Here is a 13291-nt window from a genome sequence, read left to right on the forward strand (position 1 = left end):
CTGAGCAACGCGCAGGACCCCGCCATTCCACGCACCGATCCCGAACCGCCGATCGTAGGGACGTAGCTTTAGCTGCGTCCGATCGCGCGCAGCGCAAACAGCAGGCGCGCCGACCGCTGCTACCCGACCTCCAGCGACTCCTCGCTCACCTCGCCATCGACGATCCGAAACGCCCGCACCACGGGCTGCTCGTCCATCAGCGAGACAAGCACGTAATACGGGTCCGGCCAATTCGCCGCGAACCGCACATCCGTCGGCGAGGGGTACCCCTCCGTCGCCGTGTGCGAGTGATAGATCACGTGAAACTCTTCGTCGCGAGAGTCCAACTCGCGGATCAGCCCGAGCAACGCCTTGCCGTCCATTTCGTACCGGTACGGCAGGTACGCCGCCTCCGCCACATTCCGCATGCGGTAGAGCTGCGTCGGCCGTCCGTCCTTCCCCGCGATGATCCCGCAGCACTCGTTCGGCGTGTCCTGTCGCGCGTGCGCAATCATGTCGTCGATCATGCCGCGCGGCAGCAGCAGCGCCATTACTCTCCCGCCGGCATCAGGATGCCCATCGCGCCGCGCGGCACGTCCGCCGTGACCAGAGGAACCTGCAGCGCTTCGTACGAGCGTACCAGGTGCGTCGCCGCGCATCCCGAACACAGGTGCTCGATCTCGCGGTCGAGGTTTCGGAACACCTGCGCGTTCTCCGGCAGGTCCTGGTCGACGAAGTCTTTCGTCAGCAACGCGAAACGGCTCTGCTCGCCGCACCGCTTGCACTCGTCGCCGATCGTCAGCATCAACCACGACATCGCCTCGACGTCCTCACGCACGAACTGGTACGCCGGCATCTCGTCGAGACGGTAATACAGGTGCGACGAATGCTCGCCGAACGGCTCGACGATCACGCCCACGCCTTCGACGCCGTCGTACGCGGCCTTCAGTTGCTCAGCCGCGCAGGCGTAGCCCACGAGCACCGGATCGCCCTCGTAGGCGCCCCGCACCGTCGGATCAATGCCGATGCGCCCCGGCTCGTTCCCGCAGATGCTGCAGTCCCCGCCATCCGCGAACAGCTCGTACGGCACTGCGTCGTCGTCATCGCCGCTGACGACGTTGAACTCATCGTCATCATCATCGCGATCGTCGTCTGCCGTCTCGCTCTTGCGGCGCTCAGACAACTACCACGCCCTCACGTCTCCGTCATCGAAGCAGCTCATCGGCGCCATCTGCATGCGCACGAAGTTGTCGCTCAGAGCCGCCGCCACCGTCGCGTGCATCGCCCAGTGCTCCCGCTCGCCCTCCGGCAGTTGCTCGCTGAGCGCCCGCCACGACGCGTGGACGATGCGGTCCTCATCGGCAATGCCGAAGTCCAACGACCAGCCGCCCTGCTTGCGCACCCGCCCCGCGCTGTCCGTGCGGATCACCTGGTACGCCGCATCGCTTCGATAGCGGTCGAGCACCTGCGCCTCGAACGCGAGCTGCAGCAACGCCGACTCATTCGCCGCCAACGCCTTGCGATACACGACCTTGAGAAAATCGGACATCTTGCTCCGTATGCGGCCAGTCCGAGCGCGGGCTTTCAGCCCGCGTTCTCAAGATCACTCCGCCCCCGGCATGCGATCACGCTTCATTCGTCGCAGGCGCCCGCGATTCCGGCCACGCAGCCGGTAGCCCGGCGCGGCCCGCGATTACTTCTCGATCGGCACGTCGATCAGGCTGCCGTACTCCGTCCACGAGCCGTCGTAGTTCTTCACCTTCGGATAGCCAAGCAGGTGCTTCAGCGCGAACCACGTGTGCGAAGACCGCTCGCCGATGCGGCAGTAAGCGATGACGTCCTTGTCCTTCGTCACACCCTTCGTGCCGTACAGTTGCTCCAGTTCCTCCGGCGGCTTGAAGGTGCCGTCCTCGCGCACTGCTTGCGCCCACGGCACGTTGGCCGCGCCCGGGATGTGGCCCATGCGCTGCGCCGTCTCGGGCAGCCCCGGCGGCGCCATGATCTCCCCGTTGAACTCCGCGGGCGAGCGCACGTCGACCAGCGCGTTCTTGGCGTTGCCAAGCGCCGAAAGCACTTCGTCACGCTTTGCGCGCAGCTCCTTCTTCGGCTCCTGCGCCTTGTAGCTCGCCTTCTGCGGAGAGGCCCCGTCTTTCGTCGTCTCGCGGTTCTCGTCGACCCACTTCTTGCGGCCGCCGTCCATGAGCTTCAGATCCTTGTGACCGTACATCTCAAGCAGCCAGTACGCGTATGCCGCGAACCAGTTGTTGTTGTCGCCGTACAGCACGATCGTGTCGTCGTTGCTGACGCCGGCGTTGCTCAGCAACTGCTCGAGCTGCCCCTTGGAAATGATGTCGCGGCGCGTCTGGTCCTGCAGTTGGCTCGTCCAGTTGAACCCTACAGCGCCCGGCGCGTGACCTTCGTCGTACTGCGACGTGTCGACATCGACCTCGATGAGTTTGACCTTGGGATTCTTCAGATTGTCCGCCACCCATTCGGTGGAGACCAGGACATCGCTCGCCATGCTAACCTCCTTGTGTTTTGCGCGGCAACGTAGGGATCCAGGGCGCTGGCGCGCCCATGAGAGCATCATTGTTGGAGATCCGTTGAACCTCGGCACCCGCCCATCGGCGGGCGTGCCGCTCGGACCTTCGTCGGTGCGCGCTCTCAGTCCTCTGCCGGAAGTGCTTCAATCCATTCTATGTAAAGCCGGTACACAACATCAAGATAGTTTCGACCAGTCCGACCCGAGCAGCGACGCCAGCAGCAAGATCACCACCGACAGCCCGAAGTTCACGACCGAAGTTGCCATCGACCAGCGGCGCACCGCCGCGATCTCTGGCTCGCCCGCGCCCGCTGCCTGCAACTGCTGCAACTTCCGCCCGAATACGGCGCCGTGCAGCGCCGTCAGCATCACCACGATCATCACCAGCGTCAGCTTCGTGAACAGCGTGAAGTAGTACCGCGGAAAATCGTCCGCATCGATGAATCCGGCGTCCTCCGCCTCGTAGTAGTTCCAGATGCCCGTCGCCAGCAGCACCGCCAGCGCGCCGCCGCCCAACCACGCGAACCGCGTCGTCACGACGCGCAGCGCTCGCGCCCGGGCTTCCGCGTCCGCCACGGAGCGAATAGCCGGCACCGCCGCCACGAACAGGAACGCCTGCGGCCCGATGAACAGCACCGCCGCGAAGATATGCAGCCAGAGGACCAGGGCGTCGACCAGTTCCACGCGCCGATTGTAGGAGTTGCACGGCTGAGCCGGAATAGTCCAAAGGCCCGCGCCCTGCCGGAATGCGGTGCGCACCTGATCCAGCCGTCCCGGTTCGCTATCCTGAATCGACTCCCTGCGAACTCACGCGAAAGGCTGGCCGTCCCTGCGACGCTCCGCATATGTCCTCCTCGCGCTCTTTGGCGCGCTTCTTCTCTCCGCCTGCGGCGGCGGCGGCTCCGATCCCGACCCCACCGCAACGCCCGCCGCCCCCGTCGCGACATCCACCCCCGAAGGCCCGGACCTGACCGTCTTCCATGACTGGATGTACCCGATCGCCGGCGGCTGCCTGCCGCAAAGCGATCTGCTCATGCCTAACGCCGCACGTGACTATCGCGGCGGCGTCCACGAAGGCGTCGACAGCTACCAGGTCGACAACTGCACCGCGATCGAAGAAAGCACTCCCGCCCTCGCCGCGAAGGACGGCCGCGTGATCCGCGCCGACCACGACTACCACGAACTCACCCAGGCCGAACTCGATGCCGCGAACGACCGCATCGCCGCCGGCGAACCGAACGCGTTCGAGGTCATCGACCTGTTGCGCGGCCGCCAGGTGTGGATCGACCACGGCAAGGGCGTCGTCACGCGCTACGCACACCTCGGCGGCATCCCCGCCGATATCGTCGTAGGCCGCCAGGTCGTGCAGGGCGAAGTGGTCGGCTACATCGGCGATTCCGGCACGCCTGAGTCGATCGGCACGCCGGACCAGGAGATCCATCTCCACTGGGAACTGCGCGTCGGCGACACGTTCCTCGGCGCGGGTCTGCCGCCCGAAGAAGTGCGGGCCATCTACCAGGGGCTCTTTGAGCCGGTGCCGGTCAATGCCTCCTTCCAATGACCTGCCGATCGATGACATCTCGGGCGTCGAAGAACGCCCGCAGAACCGCCGCGAGTGGCGAGGCGCGCTGCGCAGCCTGGTGTTGCCGCTGCTCATCGTCGCGACGATCGTCGGCGTACTCCTCTACGTGGAACAGCGCGGCGCCGGTGACGCACAACTCGACCACGGTCTCGGTGTCGTCGCCTTTCCGCCCGGCTTGAATCCGCCCAATACATCGACCTCGACCGACATCGGTGACGTTGCCCCGGACTTTGTGCTCGAGACGCCGGACGGCGAGCAGCTGCGCTTCAGTGACCTGCGCGGCAAGCCCGTGCTCGTCAATTTCTGGGCGTCCTGGTGCGGCCCCTGCCGCGAAGAAATGCCCGAAATCGTCCGCGCCTACGGCGCACACGCCGTCGATGGCCTCGTCGTGCTCGCGATCAACCTGCAGGAGAACGACAGCCAGGTGCGCGAGTTCGCCACAGACTTCGGCATGACGTTTCCGATCGTCATCGACCGCACCGGCCAGATCGCCGACGCATGGCGCATCGGCGGCCCGGTCGAAGGCATCCCCGCGTCATACTTTGTCGATGCAGAAGGCGTCGTACGCGCAAGATCATTCGGCCCCATGACCGCCGACACGATCGAAGAGCACCTCTCCTCAATCCTGATCGGGGACGCGCCGTGAGCCAGAACCGGCGGCAGACAGAATCCAGCACAGCCACGACGACCTCCTCCCAACCGAGCGCGGCTTTCAGCCCGCGCGGAACACCACGCCGCCACCACAACTAAAGCGCCCCGCCTCACCGCATGCGAGCGCCAGAGGCCCGCTGATCACACCGACCGCCGCCCAACCGAGCGCGGGCTTTCAGCCCGCGCGGAATAGCACACCGGCGCCGCGACCACAGCGCACGACGCCTCCGCTCCGCACCCACGCCACGCCACCCGCTACGACCACCTCCTCCCAACCGAGCGCGGGCTTTCAGCCCGCGCGGAATAGCACGCCTGCCTCTCGATTCACAACAAGACGGCCATGGCACGAAGACGCGGCGGGCGCTCCCTACTTCGTCAGCACGCGCACGCATAAGTCCACTCCTATATTTCGCGACGAGACGCTCGCGCGGATAGCGATTCGCACTCTCACCGCTGCCGGGCAGACATACAACTTCGCATTGCTCGCCTATTGCTTCATGCCGGACCACGCACACGTCGTGATCGTTCCATCGAGCGAGCACAACATCAGCGCTGTCATGCGCATCGCAAAAGGCGCGATCGCGCGACAGGTGAACTCAACGACGGGCCGAAGCGGAGCAGGCTGGCAAACCGGATTCTTCGACAAGGTTCCCAAAGATCTCGACGAATTGAACACCTACATTCGGTACGTCGGAAACAACCCGGTTGCGGCGCGATTCGTGCAGCGAGCGAGCGACTTTGAGTTCTCGAGCGCGCACGGGGAATGTCTCGACGCGTACCACGCCTTCATTGAAGGTGATGCACCCGCTGACAACCGTCGTCCGGTCGACAACCATCAGGCGAAAGCCGCGCGGGCTGAAAGCCCGCGCTCGAATCAAGCACAAGACACGCGTGGCCGCGCGGCGAGGCTTGAAGGTGGTGCGGCTGAACCCCCACACCACACCCCCGGAGGCGCACCATGACCGTCGCCTCTCGCGCCCCCGCCCGCAGCCGCCGCCCCGGCGCGTTCGATCCGTTCGCGCCCGTCTGGCGCACGCTCACGTCCGTGCGCTTCGCCGTCTCCTTTATCGCCACCCTCGCGCTCTTCGGACTGCTCGGCGTCGTCATCCCCCAGATCCCCGAAGCCATGCGCGGCAACACAACCGCCACCGATGCCTGGGTCGAGGCGCAGCGCGGCACCTTCGGCCCGCTCACCGAGCCGATGCACCGGTTCGGGATCTTCAACATCTTCCACGCCCGCTGGTTCCTCGTCGCGCTGGGCTTCCTCGTGCTGAACGTCACGGTCTGCACCTTCAACCGTTGGTCGCCGACGTTCCACAACGTCTTTCGTCCCCCGAAACGCGTGCCCGATTCATTCTTCGAGCGCGCCCACAACCGCGTAGAGCTTGCCGCCGCGCCCGTCGACCGCGTCGAACACGCACTTCGCCGTCTGCGCTTCCGCATCGACCGCACCGACGAAAGCGGCGCCACCTACGTCTTCGCCGATCGCTATCCCTGGACGCAACTCTCGACGTTCGTCAGTCATCTCGCGCTGATCCTGTTCATCGCCGGCGGACTCGTCACCGCGCTCACGGGCTTCACCTCCGACGCATTCGCCGGCGAAGGCACGACCGTGCCCGTCTTCGCCGTCAAAGATCCGAACCAACTCCAGGTCCGCGTCGATGATGCCATCGGCGTGTACGGCGAGAGGGGCAACCCGCTCGACTTCCGCACGCACCTGACGATCTTCCAGAACGGCGAAGAGGTGAAGTCCGGCACCACCACCGTCAACAATCCGCTCGAGTACGGCGGCTATCGCTTCCACCAGGTCGCCTACTGGGCAGACGGCGTCGAACTGCGGATCCGCGATCTCGCGACGGGCAACACCGTGCTGCGCGAGACCTTCCCGCTCGAAGACACGACCGCCGCGCCGCGCGTCACCATCACCGATGCTGCGGACAACGTGCTGCTCACCGACGTCATCGCCCCCACGGACTTCCTGCAGGTAGCCAGCGGCGCGCTGGTCGCCGTACCGGGCACGGACCGCATCATCTGGATCGGCCTCACCGCACCCGACGACGAGCGGTGGCAGGTCGTCGCGTTCGACCCGCAAGCTGGCGCCGGCGCCGCGCTGCGCATCGATGAAGGCGCCAACGCGCGCTTCGGCGGCCTCAACATCCGTTTCGAAAATGTGACCTCGCTGCCATCCGCGGTCGGCATCGGCGTCCCCGGCGGCGAAGAGCCTCTACTGGCGCAACTCGTCGAAACGCCGAACGGCCACACGTCGCTCATGCTCGTCGGCAGCGGCCGTCCCGCCATCTCGCTCGCCGAAGACGATCCCACCGCCGTCGATGGCTACGAGTACACGTTCGAGGGTCAGCGCGAGTTCGCCGGCATCTCCGTCAAGCGCGACTCCGGCGCGTGGTTCATCTGGATCGCCACCGGTATGCTCGTCATCGGCCTTGCTGTAACCTTCTACGTGCCGCGCCGCAGGCTCTGGCTGAAGCTCACGCCCGAGTCGACGTACATCGCGGCGCTCGCCGAAAAAAGCGGCGGATTTGAGAAGGACATGCGCATCCTGGCCCAACGCATCGGGGTGCCCGTACCACCGCAACTCGAGGAGGAACGCTAGTGCCGGTACTGCTGTACTTGCTGTCGATCGACATCGGCATCGACCCGACGATCGCGGACTTCGGACCGTTTGAACTGACCTGGCACGGACTCTTCACGGCAGTAGGCATCCTGCTCGGCTTTCTCTTCGCCTCTCGCTTCATCTCTCGCGTCGGCGTCAGCGAGGACGATGCGTTCTCGATCATGCTGATCGGCACCGTCACCGGCATCATCGGCGCGCGCGCCATGTTCGTCCTGGAAAACCGCATCCAGTTCGAAGGCGAGTGGCTCGATGTCCTCCGTATCAACGAGGGTGGCATCACGATCTACGGCGCCATCATCGGCGGTGTGCTCGGTGCCGTCGCGTACGGCCTCATCCGGCGCCTGCCGATCATGCGCGGCCTCGATGCAGCGGGCTTCGGGCTGCTGCTCGGCATGGCGATCGGCCGCATCGGCGACCTGATCAACGGCGAACACATCTCGAAGGCCACCGATCTGGCATGGGGCGTCGTCTACACGAACCCGGAGAGTCCGAGCTGGCAACTGGGCGCCACGCACCCCGCGACGACGTACGAGATGATCGGCGACTTGCTGATCATCGGCGTCATGCTGCTCATCTACGCGCGTTTCTGGTCGCAGCGCCCCGGCCTCACGTTCTTCACGGGCCTCGTGCTCTACTCCGCCATGCGCTTCGGCGTCAGCTATCTCCGCATCGATAGCTGCCCCAGCGGCACCGATTGCCCAGACTACATCGTCCGCGAGTGGATGACCTTCCCGCAGGTGGTGTCCGTCTGTACCTTCGCGATCGGCGTCCTCGGCCTTGCCTGGTCGTTGCTAAGGCCACCCCGGGAAGAGCCGTCCGCCGCGTCTGCATCCGCGGATGTGCGATCGTCACGACGCGCCGCCTCCTCGAAGGCGTGACGCGCGACGTCATCCTCTACACGCGCAAACAGTGCAACCTCTGCGATGAGACGGCGGCCGAGTTGCGCCGTCTCCGCGACGAACTGCGTTTCACGCTGCAAGAACTCGACGTCGACGAAGACGTCAGCCTCCGCGAGCAGTACAACGACATTGTCCCCGTCGTCGCACTGGGCGATCGCGTGATCGCGCACGCGCCCGTCGATCTCGCGGAGCTGCGAAGGACGCTCGCCGAGGCGCTGCCAGACTAGCTCGCCGCCGCCGTCGCTTCTCGGCCGCGACGCCGAAACGCCTCCACCCATGCCGGCGCCGTGTTCGTCGTCACGCGGTCGATCCCGGCGGCGATCAGTCGCTCCAGCACGCGCGCTGACTCCTCCCCGTGATAGTCCGGCGTCCACACGTTCGCGTCGATGCCGCGTTCGTGCAGCCACGCCGCCGGGTTGAAGCCGTCGTCGAGCATCTGGCACACGAGGCGATAACTCAAAAAGTATTCGCGCGCACCCGGCGCCTGCAGCAACAGCATCTCCATGCGGTGCTCCAGGTAATCGCCCGTCGCCTCCGTGCGGCCAAACGCCAGCGGATGGTCGTCGCGGTAGCCGTATGCGCCCATCGTCCGCGGCAGGAACACCTGGTCGCCCTCGATCGCGTGGTCCAGGTAATGCCCGGGATCAAATCCGAACCGGATCTCCGGGTTCGCGCGTCGCAGCCGCGCCAGGTTCCAGTCTTGCCCGCTCGATACGATCACGCGCTCCTTCACCGGCGCGACCGTGTCGACGAGCGCCCGCACGCGCTCCTCCGGCAGGGGCCGCCAGTCCTTCAGGTCAAGCTGCAACTCCGTATCGCAGTCGCGCATCATCTCGACGACCTCGCTGAGCAGCGGCGGCCGGTCATCCGGATGCTCGTTAAAACGCACGGCGCGGACTTCGTCAGGCGTCGCCTGCCCGATCGATCCGTGGCCGTTCGTCACGGTTTCGAGCCGCCGGTCGTGAAAAATGATGAAATCCGGCCCGGCCAGCGAATGCACGTCGATTTCAAAGCGGTACACGCCGTCTCCGAAGCATTCGCGCATCGCATCGAAGGAGTTACGGCGGTGGCGCCCTGAATGCACCCCCATGTGACAGACCAGCCGCGCCGATCCGCCTGCGGCCGTCAGCGTCGTGCTGCTCGCGGTGGCCATCTCGAGCGTATTCGCCATCGACGATCTCCTTGCGTCAGGAAGCGGGGCGGGGGCGCATAACGAAGATTATAGCCAGCTCGATCAGCAGCGGAATCCGCCCCGTCCCATCTGCCGGCCATGCACCGATATCAGGGCATTCCCTGATACACCGCCGATCGGCGCGACCGTACGCTAACGGACGTTATGGGCTCGTGGGACTTCATTCACAACTGGTACATGCCATTCGTCTGGCTAACGATCGCATCGATCGTCAGCGTGCCCGTCGCCGTGTACCTCCAGCAGGACATGCAGATGCACGCCGGCCCCGAGCTTGGCTTCGCCTACGGCTCGTCCTGGGCCCTGCGCGATGACTTCATGGCGACCATCGTGGTCTATGGCCTCAACCTGGGCGCCGTCATCTGGCTCTTCAACGCCGATGGCAGCACGCGCTGGGCCGCATTCTGGGCCACGATCATCGGCCTCACCAAGATCGTCACGCCCATCGCCCTCTCGACCATGGCCGATGTCGCCGTCGGCGTCGACCGGCATTACGTGGACTGGAACACGCTCCGCGTCGTCATCTGGTTCCAGGATGCGCAGCTCTTCGTACTTGGCCTCATGGCCTGGGCGTTGTTCGCGCGCTTCGTCGGCGCCGAACAGACCGGCGCCCGCCACGCCTTCGCCGAAGGCTGAGCCGATCGTCATTGAACGCGGGCTTTCACGCTCAATCGAGCGCGGGCTTTCAGCCCGCGTTCTTCCACTCACCCAGGTTATTTGAGCGCGCGCTTTCAGCCGCGTTCTCACACCCGCCGCCCACCATCAGCCATCGGCACAGCCCACGTAGTCCCGCCGGCCGACCGACTGATCGACTGATCGACTGACCGACTGACCGCCCGGCCGAATGTCCGCCTGACCGCCGCCCCGCCGCCCCGCCGACCACCGACACTGACGACTTACGACTTACAACTCGTTACGCCATTGATCCTCTCGCGCAACCGTCCTCGCCGCCGACGTTCACTCATGCGTGACGGACGAGCCGCTACCGTGCGTGAGTCCCACGGCGGCGGGTCCGCAACGCCCATTGCGACTGAGACGGACCTCCCTCCCGTCGCCGTCCACTCCGGCCGGGGGCTCGCTGCATGCGGGCCCCCTTCTCACGTCCCATCACGCCATTGAAAAGTCAGGATTCCGCCTCGAAGCCGCGCGCGAGCAGCCGGTCGTACTCCCGCCTCACGGTGCCGTAGCACTCGCACGCGGCAGCCTCCAGCCCCGCCCGGTCGACGATCGTCACCCGCCCGCGGTTGTAGTGGATCAGCCCCGCCTTCTGTAGCTCACCCTGCCGCCACCGAGACGCTTGCCTTGCGCACGCCCAGCATCTCGGCCAGGAACTAGTGCGTGATGTTGACGTCATCGCCCACCCGGTCGTGCGTTTGCAGCAGCCAGCGGGCGCACCGCTCCTCCATCGCGTGCATGCGATTGCACACGGCCGACTGGCTCACCTGCACGAAGAGCGCCTGCGTGTACCGCCGCAGCAGCGCGCTCAGCACCGTGCCTTCCCCCAGGTGCTGAAAGAGGTCACTCGCCCGCATGCGAAGCGCGCTCCCGCCGACCTGGACAATGCCTTGCCTCCGCTGTTTCGCGCGCCTCCGTAAGCTCGAATGACGTTGGAGTCAGCGATCACAAAGGAGGCCACCTTGCGATGAAAACTGCTGGTGCTCGCAGCATCATCCATCCTGCTGGGAGCATTTGCATTCGCCTGCGATGACGACGACGACACGGACCTCATCGAAGAAGTCCAGACCGAGGTGGGCGAAGCGGCGACGGCAATCACCGGCGAAGTGACAGAGATCACGGCGGACGACGACGAAACGCCGGGCGCCGGCGGCAGCGAAGGCACCGAGGAGCCCGACAACTGCGCGACGCCAGAGGCGGCCGAAACCCCCGATCCCGAGGCTACCGTCCCCGCCGGCTGCCCCACCCCCGACCCCGTAAGCACACCCTGACCCTGCACGACGCACGCAGAACGGCCGCCCGCGCCCACAGTCATTCGTGGGCGGGGCGGCCGTTTTATGCGCAGCGTCGGTGTTTAGTCGGCAAGCAAGTGCGGCGCGCCCGCGAATCGCGCGCTCCTCACGCGATGCCGTCTCCGTGCGGTCAATTTAGTCGGGACGTTGCTCGATCGTCCCGTCGTGCCACTCCGGATCCGATTCGAGCAGCGCCCGAAACTTCCGGTACTGCTCGTCCTGCCCCGGGTCGGAGGCGTTCGCACGGTACTGTTGCTCCCCCTCGAAGATCGCCAGTCCCCACACAGAACCGTCGCCGTCCTCTGACAGCAGATAGGCCGTGACCATGCCGGGCGGCCGCCGATCGGAACTCATCATCGTCTCGCGCAATTGTTGCGCCATGCCCTGCTTCGGGCGCATTCGAAACATACTGCCGTACAAATGCTCACCTCCTGCGTTCATCGATAGAGGACGCATCGTCCGTCCTCTTCCTGTCACTGTTCCAGTGCTCTGGCGCAAGAATTCATTTCAACACCATCGCCCGGCGCGCTACACGGCGAACTCGCCCGCAACCGCGCGCCCGGCGTCCACATCCGCCAGGAAGTCGAGCGTCGCGCGCTCGAACGCTCGCGGTCGCCACATGTTCGTCCCGTGCCCGCTGTCTCGCACCAGCACGAAGCGCGATCCGGCGATCTGCGCGTGCATCGCGCGGCTCGGACCTAACAGGCCGTCGCGCTCCCCGACGACAACCAGCGTCGGCGCCGTGATCGCGCTGAGCCGGTCCATCGTGCCGCGCCACGCCTGCATCGCCCTGGCACCGCTCAGGTAGCCATCGATGCTCATCTCCGCCATGCCGCGCAGGTGCCGCCTCACGGAGTCCGGCAGCTGCCCCTTGGCGCCGAGGCCTATGCCCGCGCCCGCGTTCGCGCGCATCATCTCCAGCACCGCCCCCATCCCCTTCGTGCGCGCCGCGGTCGCCATCATAGCCCGGAACTGCTCGAAGCGCGCCGCCATCGCCGCATCGCGAGGCGCGCCGCCCGGGCCGGTATCGAACAGCAACAGCGCTGCCACCCGCTCTGGATGCTGGCAGACAAACTCCTGCGCGATCATCCCGCCCATCGACAGCCCGCCGACGTACGACTGCGAGATGCCGAGATGGTCCATCAGCGCGAGCTGATCGCCGGCGTAGTCACGCTCGATGCTGTATGCGTGCATGTCCGCCGGAGCAGTCGATTTTCCGTGGCCGCGCGTGTCGTAGATCACCAAACGGTACTTCGATGAAAGTCCCGGCACCTGCTCGCGCCACATCTCCAGCGATCCGGAGTATCCGTGCGCCAGCACCAGCGGTGCGCCGCTCCCGTGTACTTCGTACTTGATCTCGATGCCATTGACGTGGGCGATGGGCACGTTGCTCGCCTCTTATGGACGCCCGCGCGGCGAATGAGGGACCGATGCGGCGAAACGCTCGCCCGTCGGCGCTCTACGCGCCCAACTCCGGATAGTCGTACTCGTCGACGCGGATCGCCTCCACCACCTTCACCTGCGGAAAACGATCCTGCACGATCCGCTCGATGCCCAGCTTCATCGTCACCATGCTCATCGGGCAGCCGTGGCAGTTGCCGGCGAGTTGCAACTTCAGCCGTCCCTCGTCCGGCAGCCACTCGACGAGGTTCAGCTCGCCGCCGTGCGAGTGTACGTACGGCCGCATCTCATCGAGCGTGGAATCCAGTTCAGCGAGGAACGTTTCCTGGTCAGAGGTCGTGGTGTCCGTGGTCATTCCGGCTTCAGGTTAGCACGAGCGCCCCCTACGGGCCGTTCCGACCTTGTATCTCCGAAACGCCGTACTCTAGTCGTCGTACACGGGCGGTTCG

Annotated in this window: 18 protein-coding genes; 8 read left to right on the forward strand and 10 right to left on the reverse strand. The window is 65.7% G+C overall.

Going from position 1 to position 13291, the window contains the following annotated elements; all coding sequences use genetic code 11:
- Positions 1–119: 119 nt before the first annotated feature.
- The 5 genes from WEB52_16205 to WEB52_16225 all read right to left on the reverse strand — a co-directional run bounded on the left by WEB52_16205 (position 120) and on the right by WEB52_16225 (position 3205).
- Positions 120–530, reverse strand: coding sequence for a M67 family metallopeptidase (locus WEB52_16205; protein MEX2227977.1), 411 nt, complete (start codon positions 528–530; stop codon positions 120–122).
- Positions 530–1162, reverse strand: coding sequence for a hypothetical protein (locus WEB52_16210; GenBank protein ID MEX2227978.1), 633 nt, complete (start codon positions 1160–1162; stop codon positions 530–532). Before WEB52_16210 ends, WEB52_16205 begins: the two co-directional genes overlap by 1 nt.
- Positions 1163–1528: a hypothetical protein gene (locus WEB52_16215; protein ID MEX2227979.1), complete on the reverse strand. Its 366-nt coding sequence runs from the start codon at positions 1526–1528 to the stop codon at positions 1163–1165.
- Between the two features lie 144 nt (positions 1529–1672).
- Positions 1673–2500, reverse strand: a complete 828-nt coding sequence (locus tag WEB52_16220; protein MEX2227980.1) for a sulfurtransferase — start codon at positions 2498–2500, stop codon at positions 1673–1675.
- 198 nt (positions 2501–2698) lie between these two features.
- On the reverse strand, positions 2699–3205 hold the full coding sequence (locus WEB52_16225) for a CopD family protein (protein ID MEX2227981.1): 507 nt from the start codon (positions 3203–3205) through the stop codon (positions 2699–2701).
- Positions 3206–3509: 304 nt separating this feature from the next.
- Between WEB52_16225 and WEB52_16230 the strand changes: the two genes are divergently transcribed.
- From WEB52_16230 to WEB52_16255, 6 genes are all read left to right on the forward strand, one after another.
- Positions 3510–4082, forward strand: coding sequence for a M23 family metallopeptidase (locus WEB52_16230; GenBank protein ID MEX2227982.1), 573 nt, complete (start codon positions 3510–3512; stop codon positions 4080–4082).
- Complete coding sequence (locus WEB52_16235; GenBank protein MEX2227983.1) at positions 4066–4749, forward strand: TlpA disulfide reductase family protein; 684 nt, start codon at positions 4066–4068, stop codon at positions 4747–4749. Before WEB52_16230 ends, WEB52_16235 begins: the two co-directional genes overlap by 17 nt.
- Before the next feature lie 145 nt (positions 4750–4894).
- Positions 4895–5716 (forward strand): transposase, encoded by an 822-nt coding sequence (locus tag WEB52_16240; GenBank protein ID MEX2227984.1) that lies wholly within the window; start codon positions 4895–4897, stop codon positions 5714–5716.
- A complete protein-coding gene (locus WEB52_16245; protein MEX2227985.1) occupies positions 5713–7365 on the forward strand; it encodes a cytochrome c biogenesis protein ResB in 1653 nt (550 codons plus the stop codon). The genes WEB52_16240 and WEB52_16245 overlap by 4 nt, the downstream gene beginning before the upstream one ends.
- Entirely contained in the window at positions 7365–8264 is a 900-nt protein-coding gene (locus tag WEB52_16250) for a prolipoprotein diacylglyceryl transferase (GenBank protein ID MEX2227986.1), read from the forward strand. Before WEB52_16245 ends, WEB52_16250 begins: the two co-directional genes overlap by 1 nt.
- Positions 8261–8512: a glutaredoxin family protein gene (locus WEB52_16255; GenBank protein ID MEX2227987.1), complete on the forward strand. Its 252-nt coding sequence runs from the start codon at positions 8261–8263 to the stop codon at positions 8510–8512. Before WEB52_16250 ends, WEB52_16255 begins: the two co-directional genes overlap by 4 nt.
- Here the strand turns inward: WEB52_16255 and WEB52_16260 are convergent.
- The gene (locus WEB52_16260; protein ID MEX2227988.1) at positions 8509–9456 is read right to left on the reverse strand and encodes a glycerophosphodiester phosphodiesterase family protein; all 948 of its coding nucleotides are present in this window, start codon (positions 9454–9456) and stop codon (positions 8509–8511) included. The genes WEB52_16255 and WEB52_16260 overlap by 4 nt on opposite strands.
- A gap of 165 nt (positions 9457–9621) precedes the next feature.
- Between WEB52_16260 and WEB52_16265 the strand changes: the two genes are divergently transcribed.
- The gene (locus WEB52_16265) at positions 9622–10110 is read left to right on the forward strand and encodes a hypothetical protein (protein ID MEX2227989.1); all 489 of its coding nucleotides are present in this window, start codon (positions 9622–9624) and stop codon (positions 10108–10110) included.
- Positions 10111–10805: 695 nt separating this feature from the next.
- On the opposite strand, the gene WEB52_16270 is transcribed toward WEB52_16265, so the two are convergent.
- Positions 10806–11006 carry a hypothetical protein gene (locus tag WEB52_16270; GenBank protein MEX2227990.1) on the reverse strand — a complete coding sequence of 67 codons (201 nt, stop codon included), beginning with the start codon at positions 11004–11006 and terminating at the stop codon, positions 10806–10808.
- Between the two features lie 123 nt (positions 11007–11129).
- Between WEB52_16270 and WEB52_16275 the strand changes: the two genes are divergently transcribed.
- Positions 11130–11420, forward strand: a complete 291-nt coding sequence (locus WEB52_16275) for a hypothetical protein (protein ID MEX2227991.1) — start codon at positions 11130–11132, stop codon at positions 11418–11420.
- A gap of 156 nt (positions 11421–11576) precedes the next feature.
- Here the strand turns inward: WEB52_16275 and WEB52_16280 are convergent, their stop codons facing one another.
- The 3 genes from WEB52_16280 to WEB52_16290 all read right to left on the reverse strand — a co-directional run bounded on the left by WEB52_16280 (position 11577) and on the right by WEB52_16290 (position 13197).
- Positions 11577–11840, reverse strand: coding sequence for a hypothetical protein (locus tag WEB52_16280; protein MEX2227992.1), 264 nt, complete (start codon positions 11838–11840; stop codon positions 11577–11579).
- Between the two features lie 129 nt (positions 11841–11969).
- The gene (locus WEB52_16285) at positions 11970–12827 is read right to left on the reverse strand and encodes an alpha/beta fold hydrolase (protein MEX2227993.1); all 858 of its coding nucleotides are present in this window, start codon (positions 12825–12827) and stop codon (positions 11970–11972) included.
- 73 nt (positions 12828–12900) lie between these two features.
- Positions 12901–13197, reverse strand: a complete 297-nt coding sequence (locus tag WEB52_16290) for a NifU family protein (GenBank protein MEX2227994.1) — start codon at positions 13195–13197, stop codon at positions 12901–12903.
- Between the last annotated feature and the right edge of the window lie 94 nt (positions 13198–13291).

The organism is Dehalococcoidia bacterium (assembly GCA_040902535.1).
Taxonomy (GTDB): domain Bacteria; phylum Chloroflexota; class Dehalococcoidia; order DSTF01; family JACRBR01; genus JBBDXD01.

What these genes read in the sequence shown, in the direction of transcription:
- WEB52_16205 (MEX2227977.1), bottom strand. Translation starts at nt 530, where the DNA reads ATGGCGCTGCTGCTGCCGCGCGGCATGATCGACGACATGATTGCGCAC.
- WEB52_16215 (MEX2227979.1), bottom strand. Translation starts at nt 1,528, where the DNA reads ATGTCCGATTTTCTCAAGGTCGTGTATCGCAAGGCGTTGGCGGCGAAT.
- WEB52_16220 (MEX2227980.1), bottom strand. Translation starts at nt 2,500, where the DNA reads ATGGCGAGCGATGTCCTGGTCTCCACCGAATGGGTGGCGGACAATCTG.
- WEB52_16230 (MEX2227982.1), top strand. Translation starts at nt 3,510, where the DNA reads ATGTACCCGATCGCCGGCGGCTGCCTGCCGCAAAGCGATCTGCTCATG.
- WEB52_16235 (MEX2227983.1), top strand. Translation starts at nt 4,066, where the DNA reads ATGCCTCCTTCCAATGACCTGCCGATCGATGACATCTCGGGCGTCGAA.
- WEB52_16245 (MEX2227985.1), top strand. Translation starts at nt 5,713, where the DNA reads ATGACCGTCGCCTCTCGCGCCCCCGCCCGCAGCCGCCGCCCCGGCGCG.
- WEB52_16260 (MEX2227988.1), bottom strand. Translation starts at nt 9,456, where the DNA reads ATGGCGAATACGCTCGAGATGGCCACCGCGAGCAGCACGACGCTGACG.
- WEB52_16265 (MEX2227989.1), top strand. Translation starts at nt 9,622, where the DNA reads ATGGGCTCGTGGGACTTCATTCACAACTGGTACATGCCATTCGTCTGG.
- WEB52_16270 (MEX2227990.1), bottom strand. Translation starts at nt 11,006, where the DNA reads ATGCGGGCGAGTGACCTCTTTCAGCACCTGGGGGAAGGCACGGTGCTG.
- WEB52_16280 (MEX2227992.1), bottom strand. Translation starts at nt 11,840, where the DNA reads ATGCGCCCGAAGCAGGGCATGGCGCAACAATTGCGCGAGACGATGATG.
- WEB52_16290 (MEX2227994.1), bottom strand. Translation starts at nt 13,197, where the DNA reads ATGACCACGGACACCACGACCTCTGACCAGGAAACGTTCCTCGCTGAA.